The sequence below is a fragment of the Lysinibacillus sp. EB271-A1-10B genome, from assembly GCF_058791335.1.
Genome location: NZ_JBYTDL010000013.1, coordinates 100,863 through 119,432, shown reverse-complemented (window position 1 = coordinate 119,432; position 18,570 = coordinate 100,863). Strand labels below are relative to the sequence as shown.

The window sequence follows — 18,570 nt, the reverse complement described above, 5'->3', positions numbered from 1 at the left end:
GTATTTTTATAATTTTGTCTTGCGTAAGAATCTGCGTTTGCAGTGAATTTACATTACGACTAAGTTGTGTTTAGACAGTTAGTTATAAATAATACTGTCACATTTTATAATTATATTTGTCATATTAATATAGGATGATGTGACACTAAAATAAACCTTGGTACAGAGTAGTTGTTGCTGTATCAAGGTTTATATTTTTTTCACATTATTTTTCAGAGTAAACTACATTACAAATAAGGTTAAAAACTTCTGATGTTGAATTTGAAACGAGATGGTTAATTTATTTACTTACGGTCCTTTACTTTATTGATCTCATTAACTGGATCGGCTATTTCTTATTAGTTCAAATCCGTTGGCCACTTCACAAGTTCTTTAAAAACATTATTGTATACCCATTTCAGCCTAATTACCGATAGCATATTAAATGATTATCCTTTATGTTTAATAGGTCGTAAAAGACACTATCAGGTATATCCTGCAAATATATGAAATGATAGGTGGATACAATGAATTATCAAGTTTTATTATATTACCATTATACGAAAATCGAAGATCCAGCTGCGTTTTCAGCAACGCACTTAGCAATGTGTAAAGAAATCGGTTTAAAAGGTCGTATTTTAGTAGCTAATGAGGGCATTAACGGTACTGTTTCAGGTACGATTGAGCAAGCAGAGCAATACATGGCAAACATGCAAGCAGACCCATTATTTGAAGGCATTGTCTTCAAAATTGATGCGGCAGATGGGCATACATTCAAAAAAATGCATGTACGCCCACGTCCTGAGTTAGTAAACCTAGGCTTAGAAGAAGACGTAAACCCACATGAATTAACAGGTCGATACCTGTCACCAGAACAATTCCTTGCTGAAATGCAAGATGAAAATACAGTAGTATTAGATGTGCGTAACACGTATGAATACGATGTCGGCCATTTTCGTGGTGCGATTCGACCAGATGTACAAAACTTCCGCGATACACCGGAATGGGTACGTGCAAACCGCGAGCTATTCGACGGGAAAAATGTTTTAACATACTGCACGGGCGGGATTCGTTGTGAGAAGTTTTCGGGCTGGATGAAACGTGAAGGCTTTGGCGATGTTGGTCAATTACACGGCGGTGTTGCAACATACGGAAAAGACACTGTTGCGAAAGGCCAATTATGGGACGGTCAAATGTACGTATTTGATGAGCGCTTAACGGTGCCGATCAATCAAGTAGAGCATGTTATTATTGGTCGTGATCACTATGACGGCGTACCTTGTGAACGTTACATTAACTGTGCAAACCCTGAATGTAACAAGCAAATCATTGCATCAGAAGAAAATGAAGCAAAGCATTTAGGGGGCTGTACAATCGAATGTACAAAGCATGCGCGCAACCGCTACATCGTGCGTCACAATTTAACAGAAGAGCAAGTAGCACAAACAATTGAGGCGTTACAAGCATAAGCATGAAAAGCTGTCTAAACATAAAAAAACGTCATTTTTTAAACACTACTATGAAAAAAGAAATAAGAAAAGTTTTCTATTGAAACAATCTGCCAAAAATGGACGTGATTGTTGAACGTCACAAATAAAAAGGGATCAAACTTTTTTATAAAAGTTATGTAACTAATAATATTAGGGTAATACTCTTGCTGCGAAATAGTGACTGTCCCAATCTATTCCAGATTTTATAATAGTAATTATAGAATGTAGATAACAATGAAAGAGGTGGCATATGAAAAAGCAGTGGAACTTAATATTAGCAATAATTGTAGTCTTAATTATCGCGGTATTTTCAGTTATCAATGTTGACAAGGTAACGGTTAATTATTTATTTGGTAAAGCTGAGTGGCCATTAATCCTCGTTATTATTGGGTCAGTCCTATTGGGAGCTCTATTAGTTGGATTAATTAGTATGATGAAAATTTATCAACTTCAAAGAGCTTTGAAAAAGGCAGATGATGAAATAGATCGACATTCTTAAATGTTGATCTATTTCACTAAGATCCCTATTGTAAAGCAACACTTAGAATTAAACGATTATATTATTTTACATCAAAAATTAAACAACTTTATTTTAATCCCGTCCTAAAAATCAGGACGGTTTTTTTGTATTTGAGGTTAGAAAATAGATTAATATGAAATTATAATTATTCTCATATTTAACATAAAATAGTTTACAATTATATGGTACTATATTCATAGAATAAGTATCAAGGGAGAGAAGACAATATGATGAAAAAAATACTGAAACGTACGAGTGCTGCGTTGCTTGGCGCTTCATTGATGCTGACATCGGTTGTGCCAGTGATTCATGCGAAGGAGCAATCACCGCCCCTATCACCATCGATAAGTAATCAGGTTATTGAAACCTTAGTTGAAGGTGAAAAATACGGAATTTACCCAACTACATGGTATGATAAAGACTTTCATAAAGAAATTTCTGTGGACAAGGTAAATGAACTGCTGGCATTAACGGAAAAGAAAGTTGCCTCACTGGGCTTAGCGGAAAATAAAAAGTATAAGCCATTGAACGTGAAGAACGATAATACACGCGGTGATATTGTGAATCGCTTGTATAATATCGTCGCACGCTATGATTTACCTGTCGGCACGGATGCCGTTAAATTTATGAAAGATCATAACATATTACAAGGTTATTCAAACGAACTGCACTTAGAGCAAAAGGCAACGACGCAACAGGCTGTTTTACTAGCTTCTCGATTGATTAAGATTACCTATGAACTTGCAGAGCAAGGAGCGAAGGGGGTAGCCTGGGTAGTAGAGGATGAGGATACGACTGTGTATTTATTAGGCTCCATTCACCTAGGTACACCTGACTTATACCCATTTGATCAAAAACTAGTGAACGCGTTCGATAAAGCGGATGCGCTATTAGTAGAGGCAAATATTCTGGATACGAAAGGGCTTGATTATTATGCGAAAAAGGCAATGTATTCAGATGGCACAACACTGAAAGATGCTGTTGCGCCAGAAACATATGCGAAGCTTGAAAAAGTTGCAAAGCTATATAATCTCCCTATGGAACAACTGAATTTGCAAAAACCTTGGACGCTGTCAAGCACTTTAGCAATGCTGTCAACAGATAATTCCTTTGGTATGACGCCACAAGAAATGGCGAAGCACGGTATTGATATGTACTTTTTATTAAATGCAGATCTGCAGAAAAAGCCAGTGATTGAATTAGAAGGTATGAAAGCACAAGTTGATATGTTTGACGCGTTATCACCAGAAGCACAGGAGCAGTCTTTAGTCGCTGTGTTGGATAACATAATCAATCCATCTGAAGAAAATCAATCTAACATTCTTCAAGAGTGGTTTACAAGCTGGAAGCAAGGGAACGTTGAAGAGTTTGCAAAAAGCTTCCAATCGATGGAAGGCGGACCGTCAGAGTACAATGAAATGCTATTTGGTTTACGAGATGAACAAATGGCAAAGAAAATCACGAATGTACTTAAAGAGAAAAAAGGTACGTACTTTGTTGTTGTTGGTTCAGGTCACTTCTTAGGTGAGAAAAGCATTCGCTATCATTTGGAGAAAGACGGGTACAAAGTGAAGCCATTTTATCAATAAAGAAAAACCAAAGAGCACGGGGATTAAGGGTAAGTTGTACCTTAATTTAGTTAAAAAGCCTTTAAGGGATCTATTTCCTTAAGGGCTTTTTGTCACCTCACGCGGCAAGAAAGCTGTAAGCCTTTCTTCAGTGCTTGTCGTGCCAAAATCGCAAAAGCACTTTTCTTAGTAAAAATTAGTGTACATATAAACATAAAAAACATACAAACTAATTGTAACGTCGAAATTTTAGGAGGTTACCATGGCTAATTCAAGACACTCAAAACCAGACGATAGATCCAATAACGTTGAACGAATTCGTGATATCGTTAAGAATACTGAAGAAAAACTCCATGAAGCGGAGATTAGTTTGGAATTTGCAGACCCTATGCAAAGTGAAATGATTAAAGAAAAAAATAAGCGACGTCAAAAGTCAATTGAAGGATTAAAAGAAGAAATGCAAGATGAAATGGCAGCACGTAAAAAAGGAGAAGTGTAGAATTGGAGACTTAGGATGAGGAACTACCTTTTCTCCAACTTAAAAGTATTTCCCAAAAAAAGCAGATGGCTTAGAAGTTCTATAATGAGCTTCTATATCGCCGTCTGCTTTTATTATGAGATTGTAAATGACTTATTATATCTCTTTTTAGAACGTGGATTTCAACACAAATTGGAAGACTTCCTATTTGGACTTACGAGTTAAAAGTGCTTATACAAGGAATGGGCTAAAATATACTGAGGAAATTCCGGAAGAAGATTACCACATTAGATTTTTAATAGCTAAAAATAGTTAGTGGATTAGTATGGCAGAAAAAATACATATATGAAGGCGATAATCTGATTTATCATATTTATAATAGCTCAAATTTGAACCCCGCGCTTTGACATTATTTCAAAATGCGGGGTTTCTTTAGGATAAAAGCTTTCATTTCTGTTGTAGCTATCTTAGTAATGAATAATAAAGTGTGAAAAAGTAATTAAGTATAATTAAAGAATAATTTTACTAAAAAAGATGAACCTTTTCCAATAGTCATTTGTTTATAAAGTATAACGCAAAGAAAGGAGTGCCTTGGATTGACAGAGCGTGAATTATTCGATTCTTATAACAAGGATGTATACCGCACATGTTATTACATGCTGCGAAACGCACAAGATGCGGAAGATCTATGCCATGACGTATTTATCACCGTTTTTCGTCAGGATTGGCAAAACGTTGAGCATACGCGTGCCTGGATCATGCGCATCGCAATGAACCATTGCTTAAACTTGCTAAAACGGAATCAGACTCAGAGGGATAAACAGGGTCAGGTGCAATGGCTTCATGAGCAGGAAACATTTTCAATTAAATCCGTAGACACCATTGTAGTAGAAAAAACAGCTCAGGAAGAATGGGAGGAACTACTGAAGCAACTACCAGACAAATTGGTGGCAGTTGTTACCCTCCGCTATATCGGTGAGCTATCCATGGCAGAGATCGCTGAAACTCTGCAGATTCCTGTGGGTACAGTGAAGTCGAGACTCCATAAGGCATTGAAAATCATGCGCAAAAAGCTTGAACACAAAAACAACTTATGGTTGAAGGGAGAGAACCAATTTGGAACGCATTGAAAACAAGGTTAAAAACCAAATGAAGGCATCAAATAACATCGATTATCCTAACTTTGATCAGATGTGGAACAGTATCCAGCAGGACGAGCTAAAGGTTGCTGGGGGTGAACCAGTTGTGCTCCGTCCTCGAAAACGAAAGCGCTTTGCATTGGTCGCAGGGCTATCTGTAGCTTTGATGGCTACACCAGTTTATGCAGCTCTGAATTATGACTGGTCCAGCATGCTTTCATATAGGGAAGGTATTCAGTCCGCATTAGAGCAGGGCTTAGGTCAAACGATTGAGCAATCCGTTACAAAGGAGGGTGTTACGTTAACCGTACATACGGCGTTTATAGATGAGAACAGAACCGTATTGCTGTATAGTTTGAAACCTGAAACATCCCAAGATGTAACGGATATAGATTTTAAACTTATCGGACTAAAAGATTCAAAGGGCAACTTTGTTGAAGGGAATTATAGGGGTAAGTGGAATGAAGAGCTAGGTGAATACCAGGGATATTTTGAAACGGACTGGGTTGCCGAAGGGCAGACGACCGATGTTGAGTTTATAATGGAGAATATCCGATTCATCGGCAATAAGAAGCAGTCCATCAGCTATAATCCTAATGACGCTACTACGCAAGTGTTCCCAATTCAAAAGGATGGAGTGGGTAGCGTGACCTTACAGTCTTTTGAACAGGCTGAAGGTAATGTTCTCCTAAAATCAGACGTTACGTTTACGGATACTGAAATGCCGTACAAACGTGTAGAATTCGAGGCAATTAATGATGTGGGTGAATCTGTTAAACAAGTGACAGGTACTTCTTCTTCATACCGTGACGGAGGAGCAAACATAAGTCAAATATTCAAGTCTAACAACTTAAGTGAAGAAGGGACTAAATTCCAGCTTTCTTATGAGCACATACTAGAAACAAAAGAAAGTACTTGGAACATAAATATGAATCTTTCCAAAAAACAGTTGGAAAATGCGTCTTTCAAGCAAGTGCTAGATATCCCTATGGGCAATGTCCCTAACACGAAAATCCATGAAATGAAGGTTACACCAACCCAAGTTCGTTTGAACATTACTCAAGAAGACTACTACACTCTTCCTTTTAGAGAGTATCAACTAGATGTAGGTGGAACTCTGTTAAAAGGCTATTCTATGGGTAAAGGACAAGATCTACGCTTTGAAGTGGTAGGGCTAGATGCAGCTTCTCTGGCTAATAAGCCTATAACCCTCGTCGCGAAGCACCGTATCGATAGTTTTTACGGAGACGAGAACGACAAACCAATCCGTTTGACTGACATATCAGAAAAACATCAAACTACAACGTCTAGCATTGCGGGGTATCCAATCTCATGGACTTATTATTTGAAGGACAATAACCTCTATGTGGAAACCTTGAGCTCAGACCCGATGTTTGAGGGAGTCGATCGAACTTATTATCTGGACGGTAAAGAACAGATCTTAGGGGAACCGGAATCTTATGATGAAAGTAATAAATCTATGGACGTTTATGAAAATTTCGACAAGAAAGAGCTAGATATTTACATTTATAGTTATGGAATCAATAAGCCAAACGAAGAGCTTCGTATTCCACTTAAGTCTGGAAAATGACCTGCATTATGAATGTCAGAAAGCCCAGTGGGGGTTTAACAGAACTTGAAGAGATATATTTTTAATTGAAAATCTAACCTACTATAGATAGTCCTATTCATATAACTAAATGAAGTAACGAAAAAACCCAGCTTCTCTATATTAATTTGCAGAGAAGTTGGGGCTTTTAATTAAAGTAACAAGCTCTTTTAAATGAGATTAACTATAACGCTCCTTTATTCTACTTTCTCAATTTACAACTTTATTATCTCTGCACATCAATCACCTCTTTAGCTATTCTTTGAGGTGGTTTTTTTATGGATATTTGTGTTAAAATTAATGATTGTCTTGTGAATTATAGAATGAGCAATTATTAAGAAGGTTAATGAATAACTTTTCTTGTTCCATTAACGAGCGATTATTCTATTAGAGCAATCGCTTTTTGTGCTAACCTAGGCAAATCAGTTGAAGTACATAATGTTAATGAGGCAGAAATTAATGGTGACTGACGATAATTGTTTTATTGATATCCGTTTCAATGGTGGAGATATTCAAATTGACGTTTTAGAAGATACATAGTTATTAATTGATATATAATAAAAAAACTTAGCTATATATTGGGTTATTTAACTAGATGGAAGTGAAAGGGAAAAATATGAGAAAAAAAGTTATTTTATCATTAATGTTAATGACATTTCTATCTGCTGTAGAAGGAACAATTATTAGTACAGCAATCCCCCGTATAACGAATGATTTGTCAGGTGTCGAACTTGTTAGTTGGGTTTATGCAATTTATATGCTTGCCACAGCTGTTTCGACTCCAATCTACGGGAAACTGGCTGATTTATTCGGTCGTAAAAAAGTTTTACTGATCGGAGCTACAATATTTTTAGTTGGCTCTGCACTTTGCGGTATCGTTACATCGATGGAACAGCTCATCGTCTTTCGTGCCCTTCAAGGTCTAGGTGCTGGCGCTATTATGCCAATAACAATGACAATCATTGGTGACTTATATAGCGAAGTGAAGGATCGTGCAAAAGCACAGGGATGGATTAGTGCTGTTTGGGGTATCTCTGGTGTGATCGGACCATTAGTTGGCGGATTTTTAGTGGATTCTCTTTCTTGGCGCTATATCTTCTTCTTAAACGTTCCATTTGGAATTATCGCTTGCATAATGATTGTCATTTATTATAAAGAATCTATTAAGCCTGCTAAGCATCATATCGACTATCTTGGTGCAACAGTCTTCTCTTTAAGTACAATCGCTTTACTATACGCATTATTAACAGGTAGCAGTCAGCAAAACTGGGGTGATATGACAATTGTTGGTCTCTTAATCTTTGCAGCTGTTTCATTTATTATTTTCTTATTCATTGAGAAAAAATCTCCGGAACCATTAATTCCGCTAGCACTTTTCTCTAACCGTACATTATCTATTATTAATATACTAACACTTATGTCGGGTGCAATGATTATTAGTATTACAATGTATCTTCCGATTTGGAGCCAAGGTGTATTAGGAAAAAACGCGACAGACGCTGGACTCATATTAATGCCACTACCTGTAATGTGGACATTCGGCACTATTTTTTCAGGTAAATTAGTTGGTAGTCTAAATACGAGACAAATTATTTTACTTGGAGCTAGCGTTCTTTCGGTTGCTGCCTTTTCATTATTTACATTGTCGACAGATTCACCAGCATTCCTAATTTATGTTGCAGTTGGACTATTCGGCTTAGGGATGGGGCTTATTACACCTATCTATATGGTAACAATTCAAGCAGCTGTTCCAAATCATACGCGCGGGACGGCAATTGGCTTAAACACATTTATCAATACGTTTAGCCAAACATTAGGAGCTGCAGTTTTCGGGGCGATGTTTAACACGATGATTCATGCACGCGGTATTAAAAACCTTGATCTTGTAACTTCTGGTGGTCATGAAGGAACTACAGCAAACGTAGTAACCGAATCGCAAGAAGCATTAGCCTCAAGTGTACATTTTATTTATATGGGTACTTTTATATTAGCACTAGGAACTTTAGTAATTGTTTGGTTCTTATTAAAGCCAAACACACAAACTAGGGAGCAATAAAAAAAGAGGACAAGCTTGTCCTCTTTTTTATATGTATATTCTAGTAACTTCATATTGTTTTCGATTTTAGCAAATGAAGCTGGTTTTTGACACAATTACTATGTCAGGCTATGATTCTAAGGAATTAAAAGATATCTTAAATATTTCTGAAAGGTATTTAGACGTTATGCTTATAGCCATTGGTAAAGGTACTAAAGCCGGCCATAAGACCGTAAGGCATAATGTTAGTAAGGTAATGTATAGAAACAACATAATTTAGTGTTCCTATGGTCTTTGTGAAAACAGTACCAACTTAATTTATTGACAATTCAAAAAAGACGCTATAATAATTAACAAGATTTGCATAACGAAAAATTGTTGTTAACAATTTGGAGTATAAGAGTAAAAGTGTTGAAGAGAACTAGTAGTTTTAATGGAACTTACAGAAAGTAGCCGGTCGATGAGAGGCGCAAGGAAAGTTAAAATGAATTCATCTTGGAGCTGCGTACCGAACTTTAGTAGGCTACGACGGGTTTGCATCCGTAATCAATGCAAAGGTATCGCATATAGCCGTACCTATTGAGAAGAGTTATGTGAGTAGCTCTTAAATTAAGGTGGTAACACGTTCATAACACGTCCTTTAGGTTTATTCCTAAAGGGCGTTTTTTTTTATCTCCATTCAGCAGAAGTGGATGATAAGATGAATGCGATGTGATTCCTTTTCAGTAGGTGTCCAAACAACTTTATAGAGGAACCCAGTCTACGTTATGTCTTGTGATAATTTATCTGTAGCGAAAGCAAGGCGTCCGCTACAATTATGCCAAGGCGAAATTGATTTTTACTCTTATAGAACTTGCAATATTAATTCATATTGAAGGAGTTGTATTGTATGTTTTTAAAACTTGAAGAACAATTAGGGGAGATTGAAAATGGTATAGGTAGGACCGTTAATGAGGGAGAGGTTTTGCCTGATATCATCCCCACTATGTTAATTGAAATAGGAAAAGAATCTGTATTAGATATTATTCCATCATTAATTACCGAAGGATATATTAAAAGTAAAAGAGAATTTATGCGTTTAATTAAACAAAAGGGTGTTTCTTTAAATGGGGAAAAACTTGAAGAAGAGGATACGGATATAATATTAATGAATGATGAGATTTTGCAAATTGGGAAGGAAAGATTTATACGATTTATAAAATAGGGGATTAAGTTGAACTATTTGCAATCGATAACTAAACAACTATATCATGCTTCTTAAGCGAGGTTTTTATTAAAAAAAGAGGTTGGGACAGAAGGTTTTAAGTAACTTGAAAAGCCGAACTATTATAACAGTGCTGACACAGCATTCTACAATAGTTCGGCTTTTTGTATTTCAATAAATAAAAAGTAAATTTATCATTCGGCTTTGGATACAGATAAATTAGTTATGTCCCAGCCTCTTCTCATTATTATTATTTCCCTAAAACAAATTCAGCAATTTCATCTAAAATCATTTCTTTACCAAGAGGGAAGTATCCTTTATTGACTGCATCATTTTTAATAATAAATACGTGGTTGTTCTTAACTGCGTTCATGTTTTTCCAAATTGTTTCTTCTTGGAATTCTTTCAAACGTTCAGAACCATCACCTGTTGTAAATACGAATAGGTAATCTGGATTGTAGTCAATTAAAGCTTCTTTTTGTACTTGTACTAATGCTTTATCCAATGGTGTACCTGGAACTGCTGGTAATTTTAAATCATTAAAGAGTACGCTACCGTAACCATAGTCACCGTATACACGGAATGCATTTGGATATGCAGCCATTTTCATGAACTTTGCATCACCAGTCTTAGCAACGATTTTATCGTGTAACTTGCTCGCTTTTTCGTCATACTGTTTGAACCATTCTTCTGTCTCTTTTTCTTTATCGAAGATTTTGCCTAATTCCTCGAACTTTGGACGCCATTGATCTAATGGAGTTTTTAACATAACAGTCGGTGCAATCTTAGATAGTTGATCATAGATTTTTTCTTGACGATCATTGATAAGAATTAAATCCGGTTTTGCAGCAGCTACTGCTTCGATATTAATTTTGTCACCCCATGCTGAGCCGACTGGTTTTACATCTTTTAATTTATCTGCAATATGTGGATCAATCTCTTCTTGAGACGTATTTGCAGTAATGATTGGTTTCATGCCAAAGATTAATAATTCTTCTGTTGAACCACTAAGGTCAGCAATTTTCTTTGGATTAGCAGGGATTTTAATTTCCCCTTTAGCGTGTTCTACCGTACGCTCTTCTGCTTTTGTGTCGGTCTTTTCTTCTTCTTTCTTATCTGAAGAACAAGCTGCAAATAGTATAGATGTAACAACTAATACCATTGCTAGTAACGATAGTTTAAATTTCTTCATATTTTTGTTCCTCCCGGATAATTTGTCTACGACCCATTTCATTCTAATGGGTGTTCAGCCTCTCGGGCTAAGTGAGGAGCTCAGCACCCATTAGAATGCTTCCTCTCTATCTATTTAAAAGAGAAAGAGGGATTTCCTATTATGCTTTTTCCTGTTCTAGATTATTAACCAACGTTAAATCGTAAGTTAAACAAATAGGTTTACTGTTTACAGGACACGAAACGATTAGTGCTTCAATTTCAAACACATTTCGAAGTGTGTCACTTGTCATTACTTCGTCTGGAGCTCCTTGATGCATCAGTTTACCAGCTTTTAAAGCAACCATATGATCAGAAAAACGAGAAGCATGGTTTAAATCATGAATGACCATAACGATTGTACGGCCTTCTTCCTGATTTAATTTTTTCAATAACTTTAATATTTCTAACTGGTGAGCCATATCCAAGTAAGTTGTCGGCTCATCTAATACAAGTAAATCCGTTCCTTGAGCAAGCGCCATCGCAATCCAAACTCGTTGGCGTTGGCCACCTGATAAAGCTTCTGCTGAACGATTTGCAAATTCTGTCATCCCTGTCACTTCAAGTGCCCAATGAATATAGCGATAATCTTCTTCCTTCAGCGTTCCAAATCCATTTTGGTGTGGAAAACGACCATATGAAACAAGCTCAAACACAGTAAGACCTGTCGGCACTTCTGCAGTCTGCGGTAAAATTGCCATTTTCTTTGCAATTTCTTTCGTTGACTGTTTCTCAATTGCTTTTCCATCAAGATAAACAGATCCGCGTTTTGCCTTTAAGATGCGAGAAGCTGCTTTTAACAATGTAGATTTCCCACATCCATTTGGCCCAATAATCGTTGTGATCTTTCCTTCCGGGATTTCCACTGATAGTCCATCTATAATTAATCCTTCATTATAGCCAACGGATATCGAATCAACTGCTAAAGTTACCATTAAAAAAGACTCCTTTTATTTTGTCCTCATAAGTAAATAAATAAAATAGGGTGCACCAATAATAGAAATAACAAAACCGACTGGTATCTCTGAGGTTGTTAGTACACTTCTTGAAATTAAATCTGCAAATAGTAATAGAAGCGTGCCGATTAATGCTGCTGTCGGTAACATAATTTGATGTTTCCCCCCAACAAGGCGTCTTGCCAAATGGGGTGCCATTAATCCGATAAATCCAATTCCACCAGCAACAGCTACCGATGCACCGGCCAAGCAAACGGCGATAAATAATAACTTACGTCTTTCCTTCTCTACATTTAGACCGAGGCCTACCGCTGCTGCATCTCCTAAATTCATGACATTCAATACATGTGCCTTGCAAAATGCGATTGGTATAAATATGAGCATCCAAGGAAGTGCACTTAATACAAATTTCCAATCTGTTCCCCATAAACTCCCTGCCAACCAAATAGTTGCAAAACGAAAATCATTTGAAGTCATTTTCATCGAGAAGATTAAACTAACAGCACCGAATCCTGCTGCAACTGCAATACCGACAAGAATCAAACGAGTGGATGAAACCCCGTTCTTCCAAGCTAGGGTATAAATAATAACCGCTGCTAATAAGGCACCAACTAACGCAAATAACGGAAGAATGAATACAGATAGTAGCGTACCGGTTCCAACTTTCCCGAAGAAAAAATAGACGAAAACTACAACTGTTAATCCGGCACCAGCATTTATACCGATGATTCCTGGGTCAGCAAGTGGATTTCGAGATAAACCTTGCATGATAGCCCCTGATATCGCTAGCGCTGAGCCAACTAAAATAGCAATAACCATTCGAGGCATACGAAACTCGAATAAAATGACAGATTGTTCTTCAGAACCTAAACCAATTAACGATTTCAATACTTCTATTGGCGGTATTTTAAACGTTCCTGTATTTAAGCTAATTAAAAATACTGCCACAATTAGGCAAGCTAAAATAGCTAAAACTGAAATATTCTTTGTTGTTAAGATACGTTGCCTCATATTTTCCCTCTCCCTTCATTACGAGCTAAATAAAGGAAGAACGGAACGCCAATTAAAGCTGTAATTGCACCAATTGGCGTTTCAAATGGAGGATTGATCACACGCGATAACATATCTGCACATTCTATTAATAACCCACCTAGTACTGCTGAACATGGAATGACCCATCTATAATCGGATCCGACAAGAAAACGCGTCATATGTGGGATAACAAGCCCAACAAATCCGACAGAGCCTGCCATAGATACAGCTGATCCAGTTAAAACAAGCACAAGTACAGTACCAATAAATTTAATGAAGGTTGTATTTTGCCCAAGTCCAATTGCAATTTCTTCACCGAAACTTAAAATAGTAATGTATCTTGACAATAAAATTGCAATAACAAGACAAAGTAGTCCAATTGGTAGCAACATTTCAATACTTACCCATTTCACACCTGAAACGCCTCCTGCATTCCACATGCTTACTTCTTGAGCAAGATTGAAATAAAGTGCGATACTAGACGAAATGGCCCCAAGCAGTGCACTAATCGCTGCACCAGCTAACGCTAATTTAACAGGTGTTAGCCCTCCTGGTGAGAACGAACCTACACCATATACAATACTTGCGCCAAATGCAGCACCAATAAATGAAGCAATAACAAACATTATGTATGGGGAATTAGGGAAAAAAGCATATGTAATGGCAATTCCAAATACTGCACCGTCTGTAATCCCCATTAAAGAAGGTGAGGCAAGAGGGTTACGTGTCATACCTTGCATAATTGCTCCAGATACCGCTAGAAACGCACCAGCGACCACTCCTCCAATTGCTCTTGGAATGCGAAGCTCCCAAATGACATTATGATGTGTATTTGAAACATCAAACTGAAAAACAGCTTGCCAGACAGTCTTTAAACTAATATCTGCTGCTCCAAATGAAATGGACGTGCTCATACTGAAAGCTAATAAAATCGTACCTGCTATTAAAATAATAGAAGCTATAAGCGGTCTGCTCTTAATCTTTTTCATATTCGCTTCTTGTTGTTCTACGCTCCTTGCGCTTGCTTCCATTCGTTAACCATCCTAACTAACAACTTATATTCTTTTGAATGAGATTCATTCTCAATCAGAAATAAAAAATATAATTCTCATCCTAACTGATAATGATTCTCATAATCACTCGTCCTATTCTACATACCGCCCTTTTAGGTGTCAAACATTATTTTTAAAAATATATTAATTTTGTTTATTTTTATACGTTTAAAAATTCGTTTACAGCGCTTACATTAAGCGGTTTATCAAAAAGAGTGGAGAAAGTAAAATTATTCAAAGGATAATAAATTCGCATAGAAGCTTAAATAGTTTTATAAAAAGTAGATTTTACAAATTTGAATAAAACGGATTTAAAAAGTTGAATTAGTATTTTTTTGTTTTCTTACTATAGTAATTATGTGAGGCAGCACTTGAAAGGTTGTGTACTTTAACCACTTAGGACAGTCTTATGGTTAATAGTATAGAAGGAGATCATTCAATAAATCCAAGTTCCTTAAAGTTTAACCACTACAATGACAAACTAATTTTAGGTGTTGCATAAAATCGTTGATATAAAAGACATTGATAAACAATTTATAAAAATGCAATGAATTGTTATGTCAAATAATAGGGTATATGTATATTTAATGTTCAACTTCAAAATTGAATTTTTTGTTAATTTCTCTCTCATTTTACCATTATCATGCGAATTGGTGGTATGCTATATCACGATAATAGTTTATGGAGGCGGTATTATGTATTACAGTAATGGTAATTATGAGGCTTTCGCACGTCCTAAAAAACCTGAGGGTGTTGATGAGAAGTCAGCGTATCTTGTTGGTTCGGGGCTAGCTTCACTGTCAGCCGCATGTTTTTTAATTCGTGATGGTCAAATGAAGGGAGAGAATATTCATATTCTCGAAGAGCTAGATATCTCAGGAGGTAGCCTTGATGGTATTCTAAATCCGACAAGAGGTTTTATTATCCGTGGTGGTCGGGAAATGGAAGATCATTTTGAGTGCTTATGGGATTTATTCCGTTCAATCCCATCTTTAGAAGTAGAAAACGCTTCTGTTTTAGATGAATTTTATTGGTTAAACAAAGAGGATCCTAACTATTCTAAATGTAGATTGATTGAAAATAGAGGGCAAAGACTTGAGGATGATGGCAAGTTTACATTATCTGATAAAGCTTCTGAAGAAATGATTAGATTATTCTTTACTCCTGAAGAGAAGTTAGAGGATGTAAAAATTACAGATGTTTTCTCTGAAGAGTTCTTTGAATCAAACTTCTGGCTATATTGGTCAACGATGTTTGCTTTTGAAAAATGGCATTCAGCAATGGAAATGCGTCGTTATATTATGCGTTTCATTCACCATGTTGGGGGTCTACCTGATTTATCTGCTTTAAAATTTACGAAATATAACCAGTACGAATCGTTAGTACTGCCTATGATTAAATATTTAGAAAGCCATAATGTTGATTTCCAATTTAATACTGTTGTAGAGAATGTTTTAGTTGATAAAGTTGGAGACAAAAAAGTAGCTCATACTTTAGTGTTAAAACAAAATGGTGTGAAAAAGAACATTGAGTTAACAGAAAATGAATTAGTGTTTGTTACAAATGGCAGTATTACGGAGAGTACAACTTATGGTGACAATAATACGCCAGCTCCTATAAGCACTGATTTAGGTGGAAGCTGGTCACTTTGGAAAAACATCGCTTCTCAGGATTCTGAGTTTGGTAGACCAGAAAAATTCTGCGATGATCTTCCAGAAGAAAGTTGGTTTGTTTCAGCAACACTAACTACATTGGATGCTAAAGTTGCTCCATATATTGAAAAGATAAGTAAAAGAGATCCATATGCAGGCAAGGTAGTTACGGGGGGGATCGTAACTGCTACAGATTCTAATTGGATGCTAAGCTATACATTAAACCGACAACCTCATTTTAAAGATCAACCAAAAGACCAATTAGTAGTTTGGATTTATGGTTTGCTATCTAATAAACCTGGTGATTTTATTAAAAAGAGTATCACTGAATGTTCTGGAAGTGAGATAGCGCAAGAGTGGTTGTATCATATGGGTGTACCTGTAGACGAAATACCGGATTTAGCACAAAATTCTTGTAATACAATTCCATGTTACATGCCTTATATAACATCTTATTTCATGCCTAGAGCAATGGGAGATCGTCCTTTAGTTGTCCCTAAAGGATCTACTAACTTAGCCTTCATTGGTAACTTTAGTGAAACAGAAAGAGACACAGTATTCACAACTGAGTATTCAGTAAGAACAGCGATGGAAGCTGTTTATCAATTGTTAGATATTGATCGAGGCGTTCCAGAAGTATTTGGATCTACTTATGATATTCGTACTTTGCTCGCTTCAACTGCTCGCTTACTAGATGGTAAAAAATTAACAGATGTAGATGCGCCGTTTATGTTAAAACAAATAGGTAAATTTGGTATTCATAAAGTAAAAGACACGATCATCTATGATTTACTCAAAGACAGTAAATTGATATAAAAATATATGTTAAAAAAGCTGATTCAATTAAGAATCAGCTTTTTTGCAATACTATTTAGTCTTGCTTCGTTCAGTTAAATAGTGAATTTTTTCATTTCATCTCTTAAAGCATCCACCATAGCGGTAAGATCCTTTGCTTTTTCAGAAACAGTTTCAATGCCTTTAAGCTGTTCAGTTGCGGATGCTGAGACTTGTTCTGCTCCAGCAGAGGTTTCTACTGCAGAAGCGGATATGTTTTGAACTGCACTAACGATTTGCTCTTTGCGCTTATTCATCTCATGAGATAAATGTTTCACCTCTTGTGCCACTTCACTAGTTTGGTCTAGAGCTACCTTTATTGTATGGAAGATTTCACTAGTATCCTCTGTAGCTTTAGCATTTTGCTCAACAATGCTAAGGCTTGTACTAATTTCCTCCACAGCACTATTAGATATATTTTGAATTGCGGAGATTTTATTTTTAATATCTTCAGTGGCAGTGGATGTCTGTTCTGATAATTTTCGAATTTCATCAGCAACAACCGCGAAACCTTTACCTGCTTCACCTACTCGAGCTGATTCAATGGATGCATTTAGAGCCAATAAATTAGTTTGAGTTGCGATATCTGTAATTGTATTGACAATGCTTGATATATCAGATGAAGTATTATTTACTTCTTGAACGATGTTACTTACTTGTTGAGAAGAATCACGATTCTTCTCTGACCAAATAGAAAGTTGGTTAATCGTTTCTACACCTTGATTACTTAATTGTTCAATATCCTCTGTCATGGAAGCAATTTTTTCTGTATGCACAATAACACGATCAATATTTCCGGATAGTTGATTTAATTGTTCAGCACTTTTTTCTGTATCATGAGCCTGCTCTTCTGTAGCTTTTGCTATTTCATTAATAGCTGAGCTAATTTCGTCAGTTGTACGTACCGTATCTTCTGCTACTTGAATAAGAATTTGTGATGAATCTGATAACTCGGTGCTAGTATTATGTATGTTGACGGTAACATTCTTTAATGAAGATTGCATGCCAGAGATGCCTTTCGCCATAAGACCAATTTCATCTTGATGATTTAAAAGTTTTTCTAATTCTGGATTTGCGGTAAAGTCTAAGCTTGTTGTTTGATGAATAATATTTTCGAGATTCTTAATAGCGGCAACAATGCGACCGATAATCCACCACATTAAAGCACCTATAATGATAAAGCTCACTACACCTGTAATAATCTGATAGCTTAGTACAGAGTTTGTAATAGATTGAATACCACTTTCAGGCACTCCAATATCAATTACTCCATAAAGCTCGCCATCTTTATAGATAGGCTCCATGATGTCATATGTCCATATACCTTGAACTTCGGCATACCATCTTGTAAATTGCTTTTTTCCTTGTTTAGCACCATCGATTGTGTATGTATCCGTATATGTTTTTCCTAGTTTATCTTTATCACTATGCGCTACAGCTTTTACATTGGTATCAATGACAACAGCATAAGTCACATTCTCTTGTTGTGCTTTTAACTCCATAAAATCTTGTAAAGCTGGAATGGGATCACGCTCAGAGTTTAATATAGTTTCTGCTTGCTTTGCGATTTCATAGACCTGTTCATTGGCCTTCTCAATTAAAACTTCTTTACTATTTTTACCAACAACCCAAACACCTAATACAGAATTGATTACAGATGACAATAGCAGCAAACTTAATGTAAAGAACAATAAACGTCGCTTCATACTTTTAATTTTCAAATAGTTTCCTCCTCTGAGTTTTGTTGGAAATTTATACCTAAAAAAACTCGAATTTTAAGTATAGTATTAAGCAATGGAACAGGAATGTCAAT

At 36.2% G+C, this 18,570-nt stretch carries 14 protein-coding genes and 1 other annotated feature; of the genes, 9 read left to right on the top strand and 5 right to left on the bottom strand.

Going from position 1 to position 18,570, the window contains the following annotated elements; translation table 11 throughout:
• Positions 1 to 506 precede the first annotated feature (506 nt).
• The 8 genes from trhO to AC3WSK_RS16885 all read left to right on the top strand — a co-directional run bounded on the left by trhO (position 507) and on the right by AC3WSK_RS16885 (position 10,022).
• Positions 507 to 1,448, top strand: a complete 942-nt coding sequence (trhO, locus tag AC3WSK_RS16920; protein WP_427483271.1) for an oxygen-dependent tRNA uridine(34) hydroxylase TrhO — start codon at positions 507 to 509, stop codon at positions 1,446 to 1,448.
• Between the two features lie 271 nt (positions 1,449 to 1,719).
• Positions 1,720 to 1,968 (top strand): LapA family protein, encoded by a 249-nt coding sequence (locus tag AC3WSK_RS16915; protein WP_427483272.1) that lies wholly within the window; start codon positions 1,720 to 1,722, stop codon positions 1,966 to 1,968.
• A gap of 248 nt (positions 1,969 to 2,216) precedes the next feature.
• Complete coding sequence (locus AC3WSK_RS16910; protein WP_427483274.1) at positions 2,217 to 3,578, top strand: TraB/GumN family protein; 1,362 nt, start codon at positions 2,217 to 2,219, stop codon at positions 3,576 to 3,578.
• A gap of 241 nt (positions 3,579 to 3,819) precedes the next feature.
• On the top strand, positions 3,820 to 4,056 hold the full coding sequence (gene tlp, locus AC3WSK_RS16905) for a small acid-soluble spore protein Tlp (protein ID WP_079562112.1): 237 nt from the start codon (positions 3,820 to 3,822) through the stop codon (positions 4,054 to 4,056).
• A 575-nt stretch (positions 4,057 to 4,631) separates the two neighbouring features.
• Positions 4,632 to 5,165, top strand: coding sequence for an RNA polymerase sigma factor (locus tag AC3WSK_RS16900; protein ID WP_427483276.1), 534 nt, complete (start codon positions 4,632 to 4,634; stop codon positions 5,163 to 5,165).
• A gap of 19 nt (positions 5,166 to 5,184) precedes the next feature.
• On the top strand, positions 5,185 to 6,765 hold the full coding sequence (locus tag AC3WSK_RS16895; RefSeq protein WP_492535072.1) for a DUF4179 domain-containing protein: 1,581 nt from the start codon (positions 5,185 to 5,187) through the stop codon (positions 6,763 to 6,765).
• 634 nt (positions 6,766 to 7,399) lie between these two features.
• The gene (locus AC3WSK_RS16890) at positions 7,400 to 8,839 is read left to right on the top strand and encodes an MDR family MFS transporter (RefSeq protein WP_079562222.1); all 1,440 of its coding nucleotides are present in this window, start codon (positions 7,400 to 7,402) and stop codon (positions 8,837 to 8,839) included.
• 381 nt (positions 8,840 to 9,220) lie between these two features.
• Positions 9,221 to 9,462: a binding site (T-box leader), on the top strand.
• Positions 9,463 to 9,707: 245 nt separating this feature from the next.
• Positions 9,708 to 10,022 carry a hypothetical protein gene (locus AC3WSK_RS16885; protein WP_079562115.1) on the top strand — a complete coding sequence of 105 codons (315 nt, stop codon included), beginning with the start codon at positions 9,708 to 9,710 and terminating at the stop codon, positions 10,020 to 10,022.
• 250 nt (positions 10,023 to 10,272) lie between these two features.
• Here AC3WSK_RS16885 and AC3WSK_RS16880 read toward each other — a convergent pair whose 3' ends face one another.
• From AC3WSK_RS16880 to AC3WSK_RS16865, 4 genes are all read right to left on the bottom strand, one after another.
• Positions 10,273 to 11,214, bottom strand: coding sequence for an ABC transporter substrate-binding protein (locus AC3WSK_RS16880; RefSeq protein WP_492414274.1), 942 nt, complete (start codon positions 11,212 to 11,214; stop codon positions 10,273 to 10,275).
• 139 nt (positions 11,215 to 11,353) lie between these two features.
• Positions 11,354 to 12,166: an ABC transporter ATP-binding protein gene (locus AC3WSK_RS16875; RefSeq protein ID WP_492414273.1), complete on the bottom strand. Its 813-nt coding sequence runs from the start codon at positions 12,164 to 12,166 to the stop codon at positions 11,354 to 11,356.
• Positions 12,167 to 12,181: 15 nt separating this feature from the next.
• A complete protein-coding gene (locus tag AC3WSK_RS16870) occupies positions 12,182 to 13,198 on the bottom strand; it encodes a FecCD family ABC transporter permease (RefSeq protein WP_079562118.1) in 1,017 nt (338 codons plus the stop codon).
• Positions 13,195 to 14,250 carry a FecCD family ABC transporter permease gene (locus AC3WSK_RS16865; protein ID WP_079562119.1) on the bottom strand — a complete coding sequence of 352 codons (1,056 nt, stop codon included), beginning with the start codon at positions 14,248 to 14,250 and terminating at the stop codon, positions 13,195 to 13,197. The genes AC3WSK_RS16870 and AC3WSK_RS16865 overlap by 4 nt, the downstream gene beginning before the upstream one ends.
• Positions 14,251 to 14,966: 716 nt before the next feature.
• Between AC3WSK_RS16865 and AC3WSK_RS16860 the strand changes: the two genes are divergently transcribed.
• Positions 14,967 to 16,739: an oleate hydratase gene (locus tag AC3WSK_RS16860; protein WP_427483287.1), complete on the top strand. Its 1,773-nt coding sequence runs from the start codon at positions 14,967 to 14,969 to the stop codon at positions 16,737 to 16,739.
• Positions 16,740 to 16,813: 74 nt separating this feature from the next.
• On the opposite strand, the gene AC3WSK_RS16855 is transcribed toward AC3WSK_RS16860, so the two are convergent.
• On the bottom strand, positions 16,814 to 18,478 hold the full coding sequence (locus AC3WSK_RS16855) for a methyl-accepting chemotaxis protein (protein ID WP_427483289.1): 1,665 nt from the start codon (positions 18,476 to 18,478) through the stop codon (positions 16,814 to 16,816).
• Positions 18,479 to 18,570: the final 92 nt, after the last annotated feature.